Origin of the sequence: Pseudomonas sp. 37 R 15 (genome assembly GCF_900004865.1) — a bacterium.
In the GTDB taxonomy this organism is placed as follows: Bacteria; Pseudomonadota; Gammaproteobacteria; order Pseudomonadales; family Pseudomonadaceae; genus Aquipseudomonas; species Aquipseudomonas fluorescens_AM.
The window spans coordinates 42,391-60,153 of record NZ_CVTV01000049.1; the positions used below are offsets into that span (position 1 = coordinate 42,391).

At 59.8% G+C, this 17,763-nt stretch carries 19 protein-coding genes; 13 read left to right on the forward strand and 6 right to left on the reverse strand.

All coding sequences use genetic code 11. From position 1 onward, the window contains the following. Nucleotides 1-65: 65 nt before the first annotated feature. The 8 genes from rplM (at nucleotide 66) to BFQ04_RS15615 (ending at nucleotide 5,861) form a co-directional block, all read left to right on the forward strand. Nucleotides 66-494, forward strand: a complete 429-nt coding sequence (rplM, locus tag BFQ04_RS15580; RefSeq protein WP_003171742.1) for a 50S ribosomal protein L13 — start codon at nucleotides 66-68, stop codon at nucleotides 492-494. 14 nt (nucleotides 495-508) lie between these two features. Beyond that, nucleotides 509-901 carry a 30S ribosomal protein S9 gene (gene rpsI / locus BFQ04_RS15585; RefSeq protein WP_002555064.1) on the forward strand — a complete coding sequence of 131 codons (393 nt, stop codon included), beginning with the start codon at nucleotides 509-511 and terminating at the stop codon, nucleotides 899-901. 266 nt (nucleotides 902-1,167) lie between these two features. Next, nucleotides 1,168-1,761: a ubiquinol-cytochrome c reductase iron-sulfur subunit gene (gene petA / locus BFQ04_RS15590; protein WP_034095877.1), complete on the forward strand. Its 594-nt coding sequence runs from the start codon at nucleotides 1,168-1,170 to the stop codon at nucleotides 1,759-1,761. Then, a complete protein-coding gene (locus BFQ04_RS15595) occupies nucleotides 1,761-2,972 on the forward strand; it encodes a cytochrome b (protein ID WP_065951592.1) in 1,212 nt (403 codons plus the stop codon). Before petA ends, BFQ04_RS15595 begins: the two co-directional genes overlap by 1 nt. Continuing rightward, on the forward strand, nucleotides 2,972-3,751 hold the full coding sequence (locus tag BFQ04_RS15600; RefSeq protein WP_065951593.1) for a cytochrome c1: 780 nt from the start codon (nucleotides 2,972-2,974) through the stop codon (nucleotides 3,749-3,751). The genes BFQ04_RS15595 and BFQ04_RS15600 overlap by 1 nt, the downstream gene beginning before the upstream one ends. Nucleotides 3,752-3,898: 147 nt before the next feature. After that, nucleotides 3,899-4,516 (forward strand): glutathione S-transferase N-terminal domain-containing protein, encoded by a 618-nt coding sequence (locus tag BFQ04_RS15605; RefSeq protein ID WP_010213164.1) that lies wholly within the window; start codon nucleotides 3,899-3,901, stop codon nucleotides 4,514-4,516. Nucleotides 4,517-4,533: 17 nt separating this feature from the next. Continuing rightward, nucleotides 4,534-4,953, forward strand: coding sequence for a ClpXP protease specificity-enhancing factor (locus tag BFQ04_RS15610; protein WP_065883679.1), 420 nt, complete (start codon nucleotides 4,534-4,536; stop codon nucleotides 4,951-4,953). 158 nt (nucleotides 4,954-5,111) lie between these two features. Next, a complete protein-coding gene (locus BFQ04_RS15615; RefSeq protein ID WP_065951594.1) occupies nucleotides 5,112-5,861 on the forward strand; it encodes a FadR/GntR family transcriptional regulator in 750 nt (249 codons plus the stop codon). A 24-nt stretch (nucleotides 5,862-5,885) separates the two neighbouring features. On the opposite strand, the gene BFQ04_RS29345 is transcribed toward BFQ04_RS15615, so the two are convergent. Together BFQ04_RS29345 and BFQ04_RS15625 are read right to left on the reverse strand one after the other, a co-directional pair. Continuing rightward, complete coding sequence (locus tag BFQ04_RS29345) at nucleotides 5,886-6,080, reverse strand: hypothetical protein (RefSeq protein ID WP_139111935.1); 195 nt, start codon at nucleotides 6,078-6,080, stop codon at nucleotides 5,886-5,888. 185 nt (nucleotides 6,081-6,265) lie between these two features. Beyond that, nucleotides 6,266-7,423: a phospholipase gene (locus tag BFQ04_RS15625; RefSeq protein ID WP_065951596.1), complete on the reverse strand. Its 1,158-nt coding sequence runs from the start codon at nucleotides 7,421-7,423 to the stop codon at nucleotides 6,266-6,268. A gap of 235 nt (nucleotides 7,424-7,658) precedes the next feature. On the opposite strand from BFQ04_RS15625, the gene kdgD reads away from it, so the two are divergent. From kdgD to BFQ04_RS15650, 5 genes are all read left to right on the forward strand, one after another. After that, nucleotides 7,659-8,570, forward strand: coding sequence for a 5-dehydro-4-deoxyglucarate dehydratase (gene kdgD, locus BFQ04_RS15630; RefSeq protein WP_065951597.1), 912 nt, complete (start codon nucleotides 7,659-7,661; stop codon nucleotides 8,568-8,570). Nucleotides 8,571-8,624: 54 nt separating this feature from the next. After that, a complete protein-coding gene (locus tag BFQ04_RS15635) occupies nucleotides 8,625-10,070 on the forward strand; it encodes an aldehyde dehydrogenase family protein (protein WP_065951598.1) in 1,446 nt (481 codons plus the stop codon). Between the two features lie 177 nt (nucleotides 10,071-10,247). After that, entirely contained in the window at nucleotides 10,248-11,612 is a 1,365-nt protein-coding gene (locus tag BFQ04_RS15640; protein ID WP_065951599.1) for an MFS transporter, read from the forward strand. A 10-nt stretch (nucleotides 11,613-11,622) separates the two neighbouring features. Further along, complete coding sequence (garD, locus tag BFQ04_RS15645; protein ID WP_065951600.1) at nucleotides 11,623-13,176, forward strand: galactarate dehydratase; 1,554 nt, start codon at nucleotides 11,623-11,625, stop codon at nucleotides 13,174-13,176. A 171-nt stretch (nucleotides 13,177-13,347) separates the two neighbouring features. Continuing rightward, complete coding sequence (locus BFQ04_RS15650; protein ID WP_065951601.1) at nucleotides 13,348-14,289, forward strand: AEC family transporter; 942 nt, start codon at nucleotides 13,348-13,350, stop codon at nucleotides 14,287-14,289. A 3-nt stretch (nucleotides 14,290-14,292) separates the two neighbouring features. Here the strand turns inward: BFQ04_RS15650 and BFQ04_RS15655 are convergent, their stop codons facing one another. The 4 genes from BFQ04_RS15655 to gatB form a co-directional block, all read right to left on the reverse strand. Continuing rightward, nucleotides 14,293-14,676 (reverse strand): carboxymuconolactone decarboxylase family protein, encoded by a 384-nt coding sequence (locus BFQ04_RS15655; RefSeq protein ID WP_065951602.1) that lies wholly within the window; start codon nucleotides 14,674-14,676, stop codon nucleotides 14,293-14,295. Next, on the reverse strand, nucleotides 14,673-15,752 hold the full coding sequence (locus tag BFQ04_RS15660; RefSeq protein ID WP_065951603.1) for a calcium/sodium antiporter: 1,080 nt from the start codon (nucleotides 15,750-15,752) through the stop codon (nucleotides 14,673-14,675). The genes BFQ04_RS15655 and BFQ04_RS15660 overlap by 4 nt, the downstream gene beginning before the upstream one ends. Before the next feature lie 26 nt (nucleotides 15,753-15,778). After that, nucleotides 15,779-16,150, reverse strand: a complete 372-nt coding sequence (locus tag BFQ04_RS15665; protein ID WP_065951604.1) for a septal ring lytic transglycosylase RlpA family protein — start codon at nucleotides 16,148-16,150, stop codon at nucleotides 15,779-15,781. A gap of 158 nt (nucleotides 16,151-16,308) precedes the next feature. Then, on the reverse strand, nucleotides 16,309-17,754 hold the full coding sequence (gene gatB / locus BFQ04_RS15670; protein WP_065951605.1) for an Asp-tRNA(Asn)/Glu-tRNA(Gln) amidotransferase subunit GatB: 1,446 nt from the start codon (nucleotides 17,752-17,754) through the stop codon (nucleotides 16,309-16,311). Between the last annotated feature and the right edge of the window lie 9 nt (nucleotides 17,755-17,763).

Sequence of the window (17,763 nt, forward strand, 5' to 3'; positions counted from 1 at the left end):
AAGTACGCACTATTCAGTAAGATCCGCCGTCTAATTTACAGGGCGGCCCCTGAGGCTATTAAAGAATGACAACTTTTACTGCAAAACCGGAAACAGTTCAGCGCGACTGGTTTGTCGTCGACGCCGCTGGTCAGACCCTGGGTCGTCTGGCCACTGAAGTCGCCAGCCGTCTGCGTGGCAAGCACAAGCCTGAATACACCCCGCACGTTGATACCGGTGACTACATTGTCATCATCAACGCTGAGCAGGTACGTGTTACCGGCAACAAAGCGCAAGACAAAATGTACTACCGTCACTCCGGTTTCCCAGGCGGTATCAAGTCTTCCAACTTTGAAGGCCTGATCTCCAAGAAGCCTGAAGCCCCGATCGAAATCGCGGTCAAAGGCATGCTGCCTAAGGGCCCACTGGGTCGCGATATGTTTCGCAAGCTGAAAGTCTATGCGGGCGCTGTACACCCTCATGCTGCTCAGCAGCCCCAAGAACTGAAGTTTTAACGGAATAGTTCATTATGTCGGCGACTCAAAATTACGGCACTGGCCGTCGCAAAACCGCAACCGCACGCGTTTTCCTGCGTCCGGGCACTGGTAACATCTCGATCAACAACCGCTCCCTGGACAACTTCTTCGGCCGCGAAACTGCCCGCATGGTAGTTCGTCAGCCGCTGGAATTGACCGAGACCGTTGAAAAGTTCGACATCTACGTCACCGTTATCGGTGGCGGTGTAAGTGGTCAAGCTGGCGCAATCCGCCACGGTATCACTCGCGCTCTGATGCAGTACGACGAAACCCTGCGTGGCGCTCTGCGCAAAGCTGGCTTCGTGACTCGCGATGCCCGTGAAGTTGAACGTAAGAAAGTCGGTCTGCGTAAAGCGCGTAAGCGTCCGCAGTACTCGAAGCGTTAATTCGCTTTACGTTCCACAAAAACGCCCAGCCTCCTCACGGAGCTGGGCGTTTTTTATTGCCTGGGATTTATGCAGATTTTTCGCCGTGACAACTTGCCACATCCGTAGACCCCCTATACTACAAGGCCTGGGGGTAGTGGTCCGGGCAATTCCCTTGTCATACGTGGGGCTTTTCATTACCATCCGTCAAAATTTTTATAAGTAAAGATTCAATACTTAGTAGACGCCTGATTTAACAGGCCAAAAAGCTGATGGGAGAGGACTGAATGAGCAATGACGGCGTGAATGCAGGCCGGCGTCGCTTCTTGGTAGCAGCCACATCCGTGGTGGGTGCTGCAGGAGCGGTGGGGGCTGCGGTCCCGTTCGTGGGGTCATGGTTTCCCAGTGCCAAGGCGAAAGCCGCAGGTGCACCGGTGAAGGTGAATGTCAGCAAGATCGAGCCAGGGCAGCAGATGATTGCTGAATGGCGCGGCCAGCCGGTTTTCATTGTTCGTCGTACCGAGGAAATCCTGGGAAATCTCAAGAAGATTGAAGGCCAGTTGTCTGACCCCAAATCCGAGAAATCCGACCAACCCGCCTACGCCAAGAACGAAGCACGTTCGATCAAGCCGGAGATCCTGCTGCTGGTGGGTCTGTGTACCCACCTGGGTTGCTCGCCTACGTTTCGCCCGGAAGTCGCGCCCGTCGACTTGGGCAAGGACTGGGTGGGTGGTTACTTCTGCCCCTGCCATGGTTCCCATTACGACCTCGCCGGCCGTGTCTACAAGTCCCAGCCTGCACCCTTGAACCTGCCGGTTCCTCCGCACACCTACGAAACTGACGACCTTATTGTCATTGGCCTCGATAAGGAGAACGCGTGATGAGCAAGTTCATGAATTGGGTGGATGCGCGCTTCCCCGCCACCAAAATGTGGGAAGACCATCTCAGCAAATATTACGCGCCAAAAAACTTCAACTTCTTCTACTTCTTCGGCTCCCTGGCACTGCTGGTGCTGGTCAACCAGATCGTCACCGGTGTCTGGCTCACGATGAGCTATACGCCTTCGGCGGAAGAGGCGTTCGCCTCCGTTGAATACATCATGCGCGACGTCGAGTACGGCTCGATCCTGCGCCTGCTGCACTCCACCGGCGCATCGGCGTTCTTCATCGTCGTCTACCTGCACATGTTCCGTGGCCTGCTCTATGGCTCGTACCAGAAGCCCCGCGAGCTGGTGTGGGTGTTCGGCATGCTGATCTACCTGGCGCTGATGGCCGAAGCCTTCATGGGCTACCTGTTGCCATGGGGCCAGATGTCGTACTGGGGCGCCCAGGTGATCATCTCGCTGTTCGGTGCCATCCCGGTCATCGGCAACGACCTGACCCAATGGATCCGTGGTGACTACTTGATCTCGGGTATCACCCTGAACCGCTTCTTTGCCTTACACGTCGTGGCCTTGCCGATCGTGATCCTGGGCCTGGTGGTATTGCACATCCTGGCGCTGCATGAAGTCGGCTCCAACAACCCGGATGGCGTGGATATCAAGAAGCATAAGGACGAGAACGGCATCCCGCTGGACGGCATTCCATTCCACCCTTACTACACCGTGAAAGACATTGTCGGCGTCGTCGTGTTCCTGTTCGTGTTCTGCTCGATCGTGTTCTTTTTCCCGGAGATGGGCGGTTATTTCCTGGAGAAGCCCAACTTCGAACAGGCCAACGCTTTTAAAACGCCCGAGCATATTGCCCCGGTCTGGTACTTCACGCCGTTCTACGCCATTTTGCGTGCGATCCCCGACAAGCTCATGGGCGTCATCGCCATGGGCGCGGCGATTGCGGTGCTGTTCGTGCTGCCGTGGCTCGACCGAAGCCCGGTCAAGTCCATGCGCTACAAGGGCTGGCTGAGCAAGATCTGGCTGTGGGTGTTCTGCATTTCGTTCGTGATCCTGGGCGTGCTGGGCGTACTGGCGCCGACCCCTGAGCGCACGTTGCTGTCGCAGGTCTGCACCTTCCTGTACTTCGCCTACTTCATTCTGATGCCGTTCTACACCCGGCTCGAGAAGACCAAACCGGTTCCGGAAAGGGTGACTGGCTGATGAAAAAATTATTCGTTGCATTAGTGTTTGCGGCCCTGCCGCTCCTGTCTTTGGCCGCCGAGCATGGCGCGCAACTGGAAAAGGTCGACATCGACGTCTCCGATAAAGCCGCTTTGCAGGATGGTGCACGCACGTTCGCCAACTACTGCATGGGCTGCCACAGCGCCAAGTTCCAGCGCTACGAGCGGGTGGCCGACGACCTGGGCATCCCCCATGAGTTGATGCTGGAAAAACTGGTGTTCACCGGGGCCAAGATCGGCGACCACATGAACATCGGTATGAAGCCGGCGGACGCCAAGGCCTGGTTCGGTGCAGCTCCGCCCGACCTGACCCTGGTGGCGCGGGTGCGGGGCACCGACTGGCTCTACGGCTACCTCAAGTCCTTCTACGAAGACCCGGCCCGCCCCTGGGGCGTGAACAACAAAGTGTTCCCGAACGTCGGCATGCCTAACGTTCTGGTCGGCCTGCAGGGTCGCCAGGTGGTAGGATGCAAGCAGGTTCAGGTCGTTGAAGACGGCAAGAAGCAATATGATCCGTTGACCGGCACGCCGCTGACCCATGAGGCGTGCGATCAACTGACCATCGTGCCCAAGACCGGTACGCTGAACGACGAGCAGTTCGACGAGAAGGTCAAGAACCTGGTGACCTTCCTGGCCTATTCGGCCAACCCGGTCAAACTGCAGCACCAGCGCATCGGTACGTACGTCTTGCTGTACCTGGCTTTCTTCTTCGTATTCGCCTATCTGCTCAAACGCGAGTACTGGAAGGATGTGCATTGATCCAACCGTAAGCAATTGCTGTTAATCTTGCGCGCCCAGCGGCATCTCTGAACACGTAGCGCCGGTTTTACCGGACGTTACAGAGATGCTCTCTGGGCGCGCTCGTTTTTGAGCTTTCGATAATTTCAACAAGCGAGGAGGACCGCCATGGGCGTGACCAACCGGTTGGCCTGTTACTCCGACCCCGCCGACCACTATTCCCACCGAGTACGCATCGTGCTCGCAGAGAAGGGTGTCAGCGCCGAGATCATCAGTGTGGAGGCGGGCCGTCAGCCGCCGAAGCTGATCGAAGTGAACCCTTACGGCAGCTTGCCCACCCTGGTCGATCGTGACCTGGCGTTGTGGGAGTCAACCGTGGTGATGGAATACCTGGATGAGCGTTACCCGCATCCGCCTTTGCTGCCGGTGTACCCGGTGGCGCGTGCCAACAGCCGCCTGCTGATCCATCGGATCCAGCGTGACTGGTGCGGGCTGGTGGATGTGATTCTGGATACCCGCAGTAAAGAGGCCGCGCGCGTACAGGCGCGTAAGGAGTTGCGCGAGAGCCTGACCGGCGTTTCGCCGCTGTTCGCCGACAAACCTTTTTTCCTCAGTGAGGAACAAAGTTTGGTCGATTGCTGCCTATTACCCATACTCTGGCGCTTGCCGATTCTGGGCATTGAACTGCCACGGCCGGCCAAGCCGTTGCTTGATTACATGGAGCGCCAATTTGCGCGTGAGGCTTTCCAGGCGAGTCTGTCTGGTGTCGAACGCGATATGCGCTAAGGCTTAAGGAGCCGCTGATGAACTCCAGTCGACCTTATTTGGTCCGCGCGCTCTATGAGTGGATTGTGGACAACGATTGCACCCCGCACATGCTGGTCAACTCCGAATTTCCTGCGGTGCAGGTTCCGCAGGGTTTTGCCAGTGACGGACAGATTGTATTGAACGTATCGCCCAGTGCCGTGCGCCACCTGCACATGGACAATGAAGCGGTCAGTTTCGAAGGGCGCTTCGGCGGTGTGCCGCATACGCTGTTCGTGCCGATCGGCGCCATCCTCGGGATTTATGCCCGTGAGAACGGCCAAGGCATGGTGTTCGATCTGGAGTCGCCTTTCGAGGACGACGAAACGATCGAAGGACAAGGCGGCGATGATGTACCCCCACCGGATAACGAGCCGCCGCGCCCTACTGGCCGGCCGAGCTTGAAAGTGGTGAAGTAAGCGGCTGCCGCCTTCGGGCCAGCCTGAAAAATGCCTCGGCGGTTGCCGGGGCTTTTTTTTGCCTGCCGCACAGGCATGAAAGTCGCGACAGGAACGGTGATCGTACAACCGCCTTGGGCTATGATGCGTCTTCAGTTCACCGAGAAAGATGACTCATCATGGAAAACGCCAACGCCGTCCCCCGTCTTCCCCGCAAGCGTCGCAGCCTTGCCCAGGAATTGGTCACGGTGTTGTCCGAACAAATCCGCGACGGTCAGCTCAAGCGTGGCGACAAGCTGCCCACCGAATCGGCGATCATGGAGGCCCATGGCGTCAGCCGTACCGTGGTGCGCGAGGCGATTTCGCGCTTGCAGGCAGCGGGACAGGTGGAGACGCGGCACGGTATCGGTACGTTCGTATTGGACACGCCGAGCCCGAGTGGTTTTCGCATCGACCCGGCCACCGTGGTGACGCTGCGCGATGTGTTGGCGATTCTCGAATTGCGCATCAGCCTGGAAGTGGAGTCCGCAGGCCTGGCTGCCTTGCGCCGCAGTGACGAGCAACTGGCAGCCATGCGTGCCGCCCTCGATGCGCTGAATGAAAGCGCGGCCCATGCCGGTGATGCGGTGGCGTCAGACTTTGCATTCCACCTGGAAATTGCGCTGTCCACCGGTAACCGTTACTTCACCGACATCATGACCCACCTGGGCACCAGCATCATTCCGCGTACCCGCCTGAATTCGGCGCGCCTGGCCCATGACGACCAGCAGCATTACATGGGGCGCTTGAGTCGTGAGCATGAAGAGATTTATGAGGCGATCGCGCGTCAGGACTCGGACGCGGCGCGGGCGGCGATGCGCTTGCATTTGACCAACAGTCGGGAGAGGCTGCGCCATGCCCATGAAGAGGCTGAGGCGCAGCGGGGGTAATTCTGGTAACAGCGATTAACTCGTTCAGGCGAAGGTGAAGTCGATTTGCACAACGTCGCCCCCGATGATTACGAAGTTTTTGGCTACGACCTCCTGAGCCGGATCACCCTCAAGTTCAATGGTATCTCCGATGTTGGGCAGAAGGGCGACGTCAAAGTCATGAGTGGCAGCTTTGGATTTGTTGGAGCGGGATTTGAAGGTGCACTTTTTAGTAGCCATGATAAGCCTCATTAATTTCAGGATGAGTTGCGACCTCCGAGGTGACTGCATTGCTTGTTGCTGCTGAGAGAGCCCCGGCGGTCTAATGCAAACTAACGGCCGTTGGCTCACTGCGATACTGTCAGAATTAACAGTGTCGACGAACGGGCCCATGCATGCGATTGCATGCATGGGCTATGGTTATCTCAAGACTGCGGGTTATTCGGCTTGTAATCCTTGAGCAACAAATACGTACTCCATCCCCACCAATCATTCGTCCACCGCTTGTCGTTCAGGTCATTCACATCCTTACGGCGCAGTACCTTGTCGCCTTGCATCTTGAACAACGGCGAGAAGTTATTGGCCGGGTTCTGCACAGCGTTCAGATCCGGAACAGACAACGGCGCCTTGAAGCTGGCCGGGGAGGGCGCTACACCGCTGATGAACGTCTCGAAAATTTCATCCGCCGAAGCCTGCACCGCACGTTTGACCTGCGCCCGATTGTCCGCATCAATGGCGTCGAAATAGCGTTTATCCCCATACGCGTGCCACTGATCCCCCAAGGCATTGCGCACCTTGAGCCCGAATTTGCTGTCTTCGTCATGCATGAAGCGGCTAATCAGCGACCCCAGCTCTCCAGGCGTGACCACCGCCGCCAGTTGCTTGCGTGGGACGCGCAGGTGGCCGGCCGAAAACAGATCGGTGAGGAAGTGGTCGGCAAAGCCGTTCATGGCGTACGCCAATTCCAATGCCTGGTCGGTGCCGGTTTGATGAGCGACCACGGCCTGTTGCAGGGCCGCGGTATGACCGGCCAGGTAGGCGGACAATGCCCATTCGCCAAAATGGTCGGCATTGTCCGCCGCCAGTTTCAGGTAGCGCCCCAGTGGGATCAGCGCAGAAACGGCGCTGCCGCCACCGGTGATACGGTTCCACTCCTCTGACAACGTATCACCCAAGGCGTCATAGGCTTCATGGGGTTGCTTTCCTTCTTTGATCGCCTGATTCACCGCGTTGATCTCTTTTTGCATCACCGCCAGGATCTTGCCTGCTTCTTCCCGCGAAGCAGGCAGGACTGCCAGTGAATCAAAGGCTGCGATGAAGCGTTGCACGCGGTCGGGAGGGGAGGCGCCATCGCTGATCGGTTGGCCGGGAATTGCGTAGAAATCGCCACCCAGGGCAATCACTTGGCCATAGGTCAGCGCCAGCCCGTTGGGCAAATGCAGTTGTACCTCTCGGGCAGGGATGGATGCGGCATCCCTGGCAAAACGCAACAGCGTGTCGTCGCCTATGGCGGTATGTTCAGCGCCTTCGAAGCGCAGGGTCGGGGGCTTCTTTGTGGGTGCAGCGTATTCAAGTCCTGACATGTTAGCTCCTTGCTTATGTCGTAAGATTCTGGCTAAAAACTGTATATCCATACAGTTAAAAGGATCATAGGTCGGAAATTTCTTACGTCAAGAAACCTTTTGCAGAGGCGAGCTTGAGATGAGTGCTGAGAATTGCAGTTGACGAATCTTTTTATAGTTGTACGATGACGTACGACATCATTTAAACCAACAACAACGCTTTCCTCAGAAAGTCTTCACCCAGGGTGTTCGAATAATGAATCCACAAGAACTGAAGTCCATCCTCTCCCACGGTCTGCTGTCTTTCCCGGTGACCGATTTCACTGCCCAGGGTGATTTTCACCAGGCGGGCTATATCAAGCGCCTGGAATGGCTGGCCCCGTATGGCGCCACAGCGCTGTTCGCCGCAGGCGGCACCGGTGAGTTTTTCTCCCTGGCCGCCAGCGAATATTCCCAAGTGGTGAAGACCGCTGTTGATACCTGCGCCACCAGTGTGCCGATTCTGGCCGGTGTCGGGGGCGCGACCCGCCAGGCCATCGAGTACGCTCAAGAAGCCGAGCGCCTGGGCGCCAAAGGCCTGCTGCTGCTGCCGCACTACTTGACTGAAGCCAGCCAGGACGGCGTTGCCGCCCACGTTGAGGCGGTGTGCAAATCGGTCAAGATCGGCGTGGTGGTGTACAACCGCAATGTCTGCCGTCTGACCGCGCCGCTGCTGGAACGCCTGGCCGAGCGCTGCCCGAACCTGATCGGCTACAAGGATGGCCTGGGTGACATCGAGTTGATGGTGTCGATCCGCCGTCGTCTCGGCGATCGTTTCAGCTACCTCGGCGGCCTGCCGACTGCAGAGGTTTACGCCGCTGCCTACAAGGCCCTGGGCGTGCCGGTGTATTCCTCGGCGGTGTTCAACTTCATTCCGAAAACCGCGATGGATTTCTACCACGCGATTGCCAAGGATGATCAGGCCACCGTTTCCAGGATCATTGACGATTTCTTCCTGCCTTACCTGGACATCCGTAACCGCAAGGCCGGTTATGCCGTGAGCATCGTCAAGGCCGGTGCGAAAATCGCCGGCTACGACGCCGGCCCGGTGCGCACTCCGCTGACCGATCTGCTGCCGGAAGAATACGAAGCCCTGGCTGCGCTGATCGACAAGCAAGGCGCGCAATAACTTATCAACAAGGCCGCTGAGCAATCAGCGGCCTTTTGCGTCAGGAGAAGATTCGTGTCTCAAGCCAAGCGTTTTGACAACTACATCAACGGTGAATGGGTAACCGGCGCCGACTACTGCACCAATATCAACCCGTCGGATCTTTCCGATGTGATCGGCGAATACGCCAAGGCTGACGTCGCCCAAGTCAACGCCGCTATCGAAGCTGCCCGCGCGGCATTTCCGGCGTGGTCCACGTCCGGTATTCAGGCGCGCCACGACGCGCTGGATAAAGTCGGCAGCGAAATCCTTGCCCGTCGCGAAGAGCTTGGCACGCTGCTGGCCCGGGAAGAGGGCAAGACCCTGCCCGAAGCCATCGGCGAGGTCACGCGCGCCGGTAACATCTTCAAATTCTTCGCCGGTGAGTGCTTGCGCCTGTCTGGCGACTACGTGCCGTCGGTGCGCCCAGGCGTCAACGTTGAAGTCACCCGTGAAGCCCTCGGCGTGGTCGGCTTGATCACACCGTGGAACTTCCCGATCGCCATCCCGGCCTGGAAAATCGCCCCGGCCCTGGCCTATGGCAACTGCGTGGTGATCAAACCGGCCGAACTGGTACCCGGTTGTGCATGGGCCCTGGCCGACATCATTTCCCGCGCCGGTTTCCCGGCCGGCGTGTTCAACCTGGTGATGGGCAGCGGTCGCGTGGTGGGCGATGTGCTGGTCAACAGCCCTAAAGTCGATGGCATCAGCTTCACCGGTTCCGTCGGTGTGGGCCGTCAGATCGCCGTCAACTGCGTATCGCGCCAGGCCAAGGTGCAGTTGGAAATGGGCGGCAAGAACCCGCAGATCATTCTCGACGATGCCGACCTCAAGCAGGCCGTCGAGCTGTCGGTGCAGAGCGCGTTTTACTCGACCGGCCAGCGCTGCACCGCGTCCAGCCGCCTGATCGTCACTGCCGGCATCCATGACCAGTTCGTCGCGGCCATGGCCGAACGCATGAAGTCGATCAAGGTCGGCCATGCACTCAACAGCGGCACCGACATTGGCCCGGTGGTTTCCCAGGCTCAGTTGGACCAGGACATGAAGTACATCGACATCGGCCAGAACGAAGGCGCACGGCTGGTCAGCGGCGGCGCTCTGGTGACCTGCGACACCGAGGGCTACTACCTGGCGCCGACGCTGTTTGCCGACAGCGAAGCGGCCATGCGCATCAGCCGTGAAGAGATTTTCGGTCCGGTGGCCAACGTGGTGCGTGTAGCCGACTACGAGGCGGCGCTGGCCATGGCCAACGACACCGAGTTCGGTCTCTCGGCAGGTATCGCCACCACTTCCCTGAAGTATGCCAACCACTTCAAGCGCCATTCCCAGGCCGGGATGGTCATGGTCAACTTGCCGACCGCCGGGGTGGACTACCACGTTCCGTTCGGTGGCCGTAAGGGTTCGTCCTACGGTTCGCGTGAGCAGGGTCGCTATGCACAAGAGTTCTACACCGTAGTAAAGACTAGCTATATCGGGTCGTAGCACCCGTTCCACTGGAGGAGCGAGCTTGCTCGCGAAGAACGTCAACGATTACGCGGGCATTCAGGATGCCCGCGGTGCCTGTGAGTTTTTCGCGAGCGAGCTCGCTCCTACAGGGGTGGCACCCAGTAAGACATAACCATTACCCGCAAAAAAAATAATTAGTGGGAGTACTTCTACATGCAAGCGACCAAGCCGACTCACGTCCGCTATTTGATCCTGCTCATGCTGTTTCTGGTGACCACGATCAACTACGCCGACCGTGCAACTATCGCCATCGCCGGTTCCAGCCTGCAAAAAGACCTCGGCATCGACGCGGTCACCCTCGGCTACATCTTCTCTGCATTCGGTTGGGCCTACGTAGCCGGGCAAATCCCTGGTGGTTGGCTGCTCGACCGGTTCGGCTCGAAAAAAGTCTATGCCCTGAGCATCTTTACCTGGTCACTGTTCACCGTGCTGCAAGGCTACGTCGGTGAGTTCGGTGTCTCGACCGCCGTGGTTGCACTGTTCATGCTGCGCTTTATGGTGGGCCTGGCCGAAGCGCCATCCTTCCCCGGTAACGCACGGATTGTGGCGGCCTGGTTCCCTACGGCCGAGCGCGGTACGGCGTCGGCGATCTTCAACTCGGCGCAGTACTTCGCCACGGTGTTGTTCGCGCCGCTGATGGGCTGGATCGTTTATCGCTTCGGCTGGCAGCACGTGTTTGTCGTGATGGGCGTGATTGGCATCGTGTTCTCCCTGATCTGGCTGAAAGTTATCCACAGCCCGCGCCAGCACCCGATGATCAACGAAGCGGAGCTCAATCACATTGCCGCCAATGGCGCCATGGTGGATATGGACCAGGACAAGGGCAAGGGTAAGAAAACCGATGGACCGAAGTGGGATTACATCCGCCAGTTGCTGACCAACCGCATGATGCTTGGCGTGTACCTGGGTCAATACTGCATCAACGGCATCACGTACTTCTTCCTGACCTGGTTCCCTGTGTACCTGGTGCAGGACCGTGGCATGAACATCCTCAAGGCCGGTTTCATTGCCTCGCTGCCGGCGATCTGCGGCTTTATCGGCGGCGTGCTGGGCGGGGTTATTTCCGATTATCTGCTGCGCAAGGGCCATTCCCTGACCTTCGCCCGCAAGGCGCCGATCATTGCGGGCCTGCTGGTGTCCAGCAGTATCATTGCGTGTAACTACGTCGACGTTGAATGGATGGTGGTGGGCTTCATGGCGCTGGCCTTCTTCGGCAAGGGCGTTGGCGCACTGGGCTGGGCGGTGGTGTCCGACACCTCACCGAAACAAATCGCCGGCCTCAGTGGTGGCTTGTTCAATACCTTCGGTAACCTGGCCTCCATCACCACGCCAATTGTCATCGGCTACATCATCAGCACCACCGGCTCGTTCAAATGGGCCCTGGTGTTCGTCGGCGCCAACGCGCTGGTGGCGGTATTCAGCTACCTGGTGATCGTCGGCCCGATCAAGCGTGTGGTGCTCAAGGAACCGCCAAGCAAAGGCCCTGAGCTGACCCACCTTTCCCAAGCGCATTCCTGAGGTTCGTGTGATGCAGTTGATTGAACATGCCGACTCGCCGCGCTCGATTCGTTTGCACGAGCGCGACAATGTGGTGATCGTGGTGAACGACCAGGGCGTACCGGCCGGGACCGAATTCCCGGACGGCCTGGTCACTGTGGATTTCATCCCTCAAAGCCACAAAGTGACCCTGGAAGATATCCCCGAAGGCGGCCGGATCATTCGCTACGGCCAGACGATCGGCTATGCCCTGGCACCGATCCCGCGTGGCAGTTGGGTGCAGGAAGACCAGTTGCGCATGCCCACCGCGCCGCCGCTGGACAGCCTCCCGCTGTCCACCGACGTACCCGAAACCCAGGCGCCGCTGGAGGGGTTCACCTTCGAGGGCTATCGCAACGCTGACGGCACCGTGGGCACGCGCAATATCCTGGGTATCACCACTACGGTGCAGTGCGTGACCGGCGTGCTGGATCATGCGGTCAAGCGCATCAAGGATCAATTGCTGCCCAAGTACCCGCACGTCGATGATGTGGTGGCGCTGACGCATAGCTACGGCTGCGGCGTGGCGATCACGGCCACGGATGCCTACATCCCGATCCGTACCGTGCGCAACCTGGCGCGCAACCCGAACCTGGGCGGCGAAGCCCTGGTGATCAGCCTGGGCTGCGAGAAATTGCAGGCCGGGCAAGTGATGCACGACAACGACAGCTCCGTCGACCTGAGCGAGCCCTGGCTGTACCGGTTGCAGGATTCCAGCCACGGCTTTACCGAAATGATCGAGCAGATCATGGCGCTGGCCGAAGTCCGCTTGAAAAAACTCGACCAGCGCCGCCGTGAAACGGTACCCGCGTCCGAGCTGATCCTGGGCATGCAATGCGGCGGCAGTGACGCGTTTTCCGGTATCACCGCCAATCCGGCGCTGGGTTATGCATCCGACCTGTTGCTGCGCGCTGGCGCGACGGTGATGTTTTCCGAAGTGACGGAAGTGCGCGACGCCATTTACCTGCTGACTTCACGGGCGCAAAGCCAGGAAGTGGCCCAGGAACTGGTCAGGGAAATGGACTGGTACGACCGTTACCTGGCCAAAGGCGAGGCGGATCGCAGCGCCAATACCACGCCGGGTAACAAAAAGGGCGGGCTGTCGAATATCGTCGAGAAGTCCTTGGGCTCCATCGTCAAGTCCGGCAGCAGCGCGATCAACGGCGTGCTCGGCCCAGGCGAGCGCTTCAAAACCAAGGGCCTGATTTTTTGCGCAACCCCGGCCAGTGACTTCGTATGCGGCACCTTGCAACTGGCGGCGGGGATGAACCTGCATGTCTTCACCACCGGGCGCGGCACGCCTTATGGGTTGGCGATGGCGCCAGTGGTAAAGGTCTCGACGCGTACTGAGTTGGCGCAACGCTGGCCGGACCTGATCGATATCGACGCCGGGCGCATCGCCATCGGGCGCGCGAGTATCGAGGAACTGGGCTGGGAGCTGTTTCATTTCTACCTGGACGTGGCCAGCGGCAGGAAGCAGACGTGGGCGGAGCGGCACAAGCTGCATAACGACATTACGTTGTTCAACCCGGCGCCGATTACCTGAGACTGAGTTGCCTGCAATCGGGGGCAAGCCCCCTCCCACATTCGACCGCTTTCAACGTTAGAACTCGGTCAAGTGTGGGAGGGGGCTTGCCCCCGATAGCGGTAGACCAGACGACACGGCCTCCATGGCTTATCATTAGCCATCTAATGACGCCCCAAGGTTCTCCCCGGCATGCTGGCAATCTTCCTCACCACCCTGACCATCACCGCGCCGGTGTTCGCCATGCTGTTTCTGGGTGTGCTGCTCAAGCGCATCAACTGGATCAACGACAACTTTATCCACACCGCCTCATCCCTGGTGTTCAACGTCACCATGCCGGCGCTGCTGTTCCTGGGCATCCTGCATGCCGACCTGCATTCGGCGCTCAAGCCGGGTTTGCTGATTTACTTCGCCGTGGCCACGTTGGTGAGCTTTGCCATGGCGTGGGGCTGGGCGATTTTTCGCTGCAAGCGCGAAGACCGGGGCATCTACACCCAGGGCGCGTTTCGCGGCAATAACGGCGTGATCGGCCTGGCGCTGGCTGCCAGCATGTACGGCGACTATGGGATTTCCCTCGGTGCGATTCTCGCGGCGTTGGTGATCCTGTTCTACAACACCCTGTCGACCATTGTGCTGGCGGTATACAGCCCGGTGATCAAGTCCGACCCGTGGAGTATCTTCAAGAGTGTGGTGGCCAACCCGCTGATCATCAGCGTGATCGTTGCCGCGCCGTTTGCGTACTTCCAGATCGGCCTGCCCGGCTGGCTGGAAAAATCCCTGGGCTACCTCGCGGACACGACACTGCCCCTGGCGCTGATCTGCATAGGCGGCACCTTGTCCCTCGCGGCGCTGCGCAAGAGCGGCAACATGGCCTTGAGCGCGAGCCTGATGAAGATGGTGTGGTTGCCGGTGATCGCCACACTGGGCGCGTGGCTGCTGGGTTTCCGTGGGCCGGAGCTGGGGATTCTGTTTCTGTACTTCGGCGCGCCGACGGCGGCGGCGAGCTTCGTGATGGCCAGGGCGGCCGAGGGGAATCATGAACTGGCGGCGGCGATTATCGTGATCACCACCCTGATGGCGGCGGTGACCACGAACATCGGCATCTTTGTGTTGCAGGCGGGCGGCTGGATCTGACCGTTACCGCTGATCCGCCTGGTACGCCTCAATCACTTCCTGCGCCGCACGAAACGCATCGATTGCCGCCGGTACGCCGGCATACACCGCGCAATGCAGCAGTGCTTCGCGAATCTCTTCAACCGTACAGCCATTGTTCAACGCGCCGCGCACATGGCCCTTGAGTTCCTGCGGGCATTTGAGCGCGGTCAGGGCGGCGAGGGTAATCAGACTGCGCGTCTTGAGCGGCAAGCCCTCGCGATTCCACACACTGCCCCAGGCGTGTTCATTGACGTAGTCCTGCAGCGGCTGGCTGAACTCGGTGGCATTACCCAGGGCGCGGTCGACGAATACATCGCCCATGACCTGGCGACGCACTTCAACCCCTGGCTTTTTCTGAGCGCTCATTGCGATTCCCTCTTGTGTTGACGGTGCCAGGCGCGCAGCGACGTGAACAACAGCACCACCACTAACGCCGGCAGGACGTAAAACAGCATCAATTGTTCAAGCTTGGTCGCCAGGGGCATGCCGGTAGTAAATGCCATTACATGCAGGCCATACGCGAGGTACAGCCCCAGCAACACCAGCCCTTCGGCGCGGGTGACGCGGTAGCCGGTATAGAACACCGGCAGGCACAGGGTGATGGCGCCGAGCATGACCGGCAGGTCGAAGTCCAGGGCGTTGGGCGACACCGACAGCGGCGACGGCGCCACCAGGGCGGTAAAACCCAGCACGCCCAGCAGGTTGAACAGGTTGCTGCCGATCACATTGCCCACGGCAATCTCCCGCTCGCCACGCAAGGCGGCGATCAGCGACGTGGCCAGGCCGGGCAGCGAGGTGCCGACGCCGATCAATGTCAGGCCGATAATGCGCTCCGACAAGCCCAGGTCGCTCGCCACCTCCACGGCCGCCCCCAGCAGCAAGTGCCCGGCCAGCACCAGCACGAGCAACCCGCCAAGCATCAACAGCACGCTGCTCAGCCAGGGCGCCCTGGTCACGGTGGCCAGCGATCGCGGACGCCGTGAGTGGCGCGTCTGGTAGTGCAGTACGCCGAGGTAGGCCACCAGCGCAACCAGCAGCACCAGGCCGTCAAGCGGCGTCAGTGCCTCATTGGCGGCGAGGATGAGCACCAGCAGGCCGGCGACGATCATCACCGGGATATCCAGGCGCACCAGTTGTCGCGACACCCGTAACGGAATGATCAACGCCGACAAGCCCAGGGTGACGAGGATATTGAAGATGCTGCTGCCGATCACGCTGCCTACGGCGATATCGGTGTTGCCGGCCAGGGTGGCTTGCAGGCTGACGGCCATCTGTGGCGCGCTGCTGCCGAAGGCGACGATGCTCAGGCCGATGATCAAGGGGCGCACCTTGAGGCTGGCAGCCAGGCGCACCGCAGCCCGCACCAGGATTTCAGCGCCGACGATCAGCAGCAGCAAGCCGCTGACCAGTTCGAGCAGGCTCCAGGGCGAGAGGGCGTTCAATCCGAAAATACTCAAGGCGGCCTCGATCAGTTGTTCAGGGCTTGCACGCGCACCCGTGCGGTGCCGCTGCCCAGCATACGCAGTTGCTCGGCGGCCTTGCGTGAAAGGTCGATCAGGCGGCCGCGGCTATGCGGGCCGCGATCATTGATACGTACCACCACAGAGCGGTTGTTGGCGAGATTGGTCACCTTGACCTGGGTGCCGAAGGGCAGGCGCCGATGGGCGGCGGTCATGGCGTTCTGGTTGAAGGCTTCGCCGCTGGCAGTTCGTTGGCCATGGTGCTTGGCGCCGTAGTAGGAGGCGGTGCCGGTTTCGTCATAGCCTTTGGGGTCGATGAGGCCGCTGGCGCAACCGCTCAGCAGGGAAGACAGGGCCAGCAGGCCGAGTAGACGCTTCATTTCAAATGTCCCCAATCACAAATGTGGGAGGGGGCTTGCCCCCGATAGCGGTGCAGCAGTCAATGCATGTGCCGACTGACACACCCTCATCGGGGGTAAGCCCCCTCCCACATTGGTCCGAGCCGAGCATCAAAGCCTACTCGGACCGTTTTCTACCATCAGCCTTCGAGCTTGCTTTTGAGCAGTTCGTTGACTTGTTGCGGGTTGGCCTTGCCTTTGGATGCTTTCATCGCCTGGCCGACGAAGAAGCCGAACATCTTGCCGCGCTTGGCGTCGTCCGCCGCACGATATTGTTCGACCTGTTCGGCATTCGCCGCGAGCATTTCATCGAGCACGGCCGAAATTGCGCCGCTGTCGGTCACTTGCTTGAGGCCACGCTTGTCGATGATTTCATCGGCGCTGCCTTCACCGGCGGCCATCGCTTCGAACACGGTCTTGGCGATCTTGCCGGAGATGGTGTTGTCCTTGATGCGCAGCAGCATGCCGCCCAGTTGCTCGGCGCTGACCGGAGCTTCGTCGATTTCCAGGCCTTGCTTGTTCAACAGGCTGCCCAGTTCGACCATGACCCAGTTGGCCGCCAGCTTGGCGTCGCCGGCAATGCCCACGACTTTCTCGAAGTAGTTGGCTTGCTCGCGGCTGGAGGCCAGCACGCTGGCGTCGTAGACCGACAGGCCGAACTGCGCCTGGAAGCGCTCGCGTTTTTGCTGCGGCAGCTCCGGCAGGGTGGCGCGGATATCGTTGAGGAACGAATCTTCCAGCACCACCGGCAACAGGTCCGGGTCGGGGAAGTAACGGTAGTCGTTGGCTTCCTCTTTGCTGCGCATGGCGCGGGTTTCGTCTTTGTTCGGATCGTACAGGCGCGTTTGCTGGATGACCTTGCCGCCGTCCTCGATCAGCTCGATCTGGCGACGCACTTCGCTGTTGATCGCCTTCTCGATGAAGCGGAACGAGTTGACGTTCTTGATCTCGCAACGGGTGCCGTATTCGGTCTGGCCCTTGGGACGGATCGACACGTTGCAGTCGCAGCGCAGCGAGCCTTCGGCCATGTTGCCGTCGCAGATGCCCAGGTAGCGCACCAGCGCGTGGATCGTCTTGACGTAGGCCACGGCTTCCTTGGCGCTGCGCATGTCCGGTTCGGAGACGATTTCCAGCAACGGCGTGCCGGCACGGTTCAGGTCGATACCGGTGGCGCCGGGAAATTCTTCATGCAGACTCTTGCCGGCGTCTTCTTCAAGGTGCGCACGGGTGACGCCGACACGCTTGATGGTGCCGTCTTCCAGGGGAATGTCCAGGTGGCCCTTGCCGACGATCGGCAGCTCCATCTGGCTGATCTGGTAGCCCTTGGGCAGGTCCGGGTAAAAGTAGTTCTTGCGCGCGAACACGTTGTGCTGGCCGATCTCGGCGTCAATCGCCAGGCCGAACATCACCGCCATGCGCACCGCTTCCTGGTTCAGCACCGGCAGCACGCCGGGCATGCCCAGGTCTACGAGGCTGGCCTGGGTGTTGGGCCCTGCGCCGAACGTGGTGGCGCTGCCGGAGAAAATCTTCGATTGGGTGGCGAGCTGGGTATGAATCTCCAGCCCGATCACAACTTCCCATTGCATAGTGTTCTC

Coding starts and splice junctions, on each gene's coding strand:
- petA (WP_034095877.1), top strand. CDS start 1,168: ATGAGCAATGACGGCGTGAATGCAGGCCGGCGTCGCTTCTTGGTAGCA.
- rplM (WP_003171742.1), top strand. CDS start 66: ATGACAACTTTTACTGCAAAACCGGAAACAGTTCAGCGCGACTGGTTT.
- BFQ04_RS15655 (WP_065951602.1), bottom strand. CDS start 14,676: ATGAGCGCTCAGAAAAAGCCAGGGGTTGAAGTGCGTCGCCAGGTCATG.
- BFQ04_RS15615 (WP_065951594.1), top strand. CDS start 5,112: ATGGAAAACGCCAACGCCGTCCCCCGTCTTCCCCGCAAGCGTCGCAGC.
- rpsI (WP_002555064.1), top strand. CDS start 509: ATGTCGGCGACTCAAAATTACGGCACTGGCCGTCGCAAAACCGCAACC.
- BFQ04_RS15595 (WP_065951592.1), top strand. CDS start 1,761: ATGAGCAAGTTCATGAATTGGGTGGATGCGCGCTTCCCCGCCACCAAA.
- BFQ04_RS15625 (WP_065951596.1), bottom strand. CDS start 7,423: ATGTCAGGACTTGAATACGCTGCACCCACAAAGAAGCCCCCGACCCTG.
- BFQ04_RS15610 (WP_065883679.1), top strand. CDS start 4,534: ATGAACTCCAGTCGACCTTATTTGGTCCGCGCGCTCTATGAGTGGATT.
- BFQ04_RS29345 (WP_139111935.1), bottom strand. CDS start 6,080: ATGGCTACTAAAAAGTGCACCTTCAAATCCCGCTCCAACAAATCCAAA.
- kdgD (WP_065951597.1), top strand. CDS start 7,659: ATGAATCCACAAGAACTGAAGTCCATCCTCTCCCACGGTCTGCTGTCT.
- garD (WP_065951600.1), top strand. CDS start 11,623: ATGCAGTTGATTGAACATGCCGACTCGCCGCGCTCGATTCGTTTGCAC.
- BFQ04_RS15665 (WP_065951604.1), bottom strand. CDS start 16,150: ATGAAGCGTCTACTCGGCCTGCTGGCCCTGTCTTCCCTGCTGAGCGGT.
- BFQ04_RS15650 (WP_065951601.1), top strand. CDS start 13,348: ATGCTGGCAATCTTCCTCACCACCCTGACCATCACCGCGCCGGTGTTC.
- BFQ04_RS15640 (WP_065951599.1), top strand. CDS start 10,248: ATGCAAGCGACCAAGCCGACTCACGTCCGCTATTTGATCCTGCTCATG.
- gatB (WP_065951605.1), bottom strand. CDS start 17,754: ATGCAATGGGAAGTTGTGATCGGGCTGGAGATTCATACCCAGCTCGCC.
- BFQ04_RS15600 (WP_065951593.1), top strand. CDS start 2,972: ATGAAAAAATTATTCGTTGCATTAGTGTTTGCGGCCCTGCCGCTCCTG.
- BFQ04_RS15605 (WP_010213164.1), top strand. CDS start 3,899: ATGGGCGTGACCAACCGGTTGGCCTGTTACTCCGACCCCGCCGACCAC.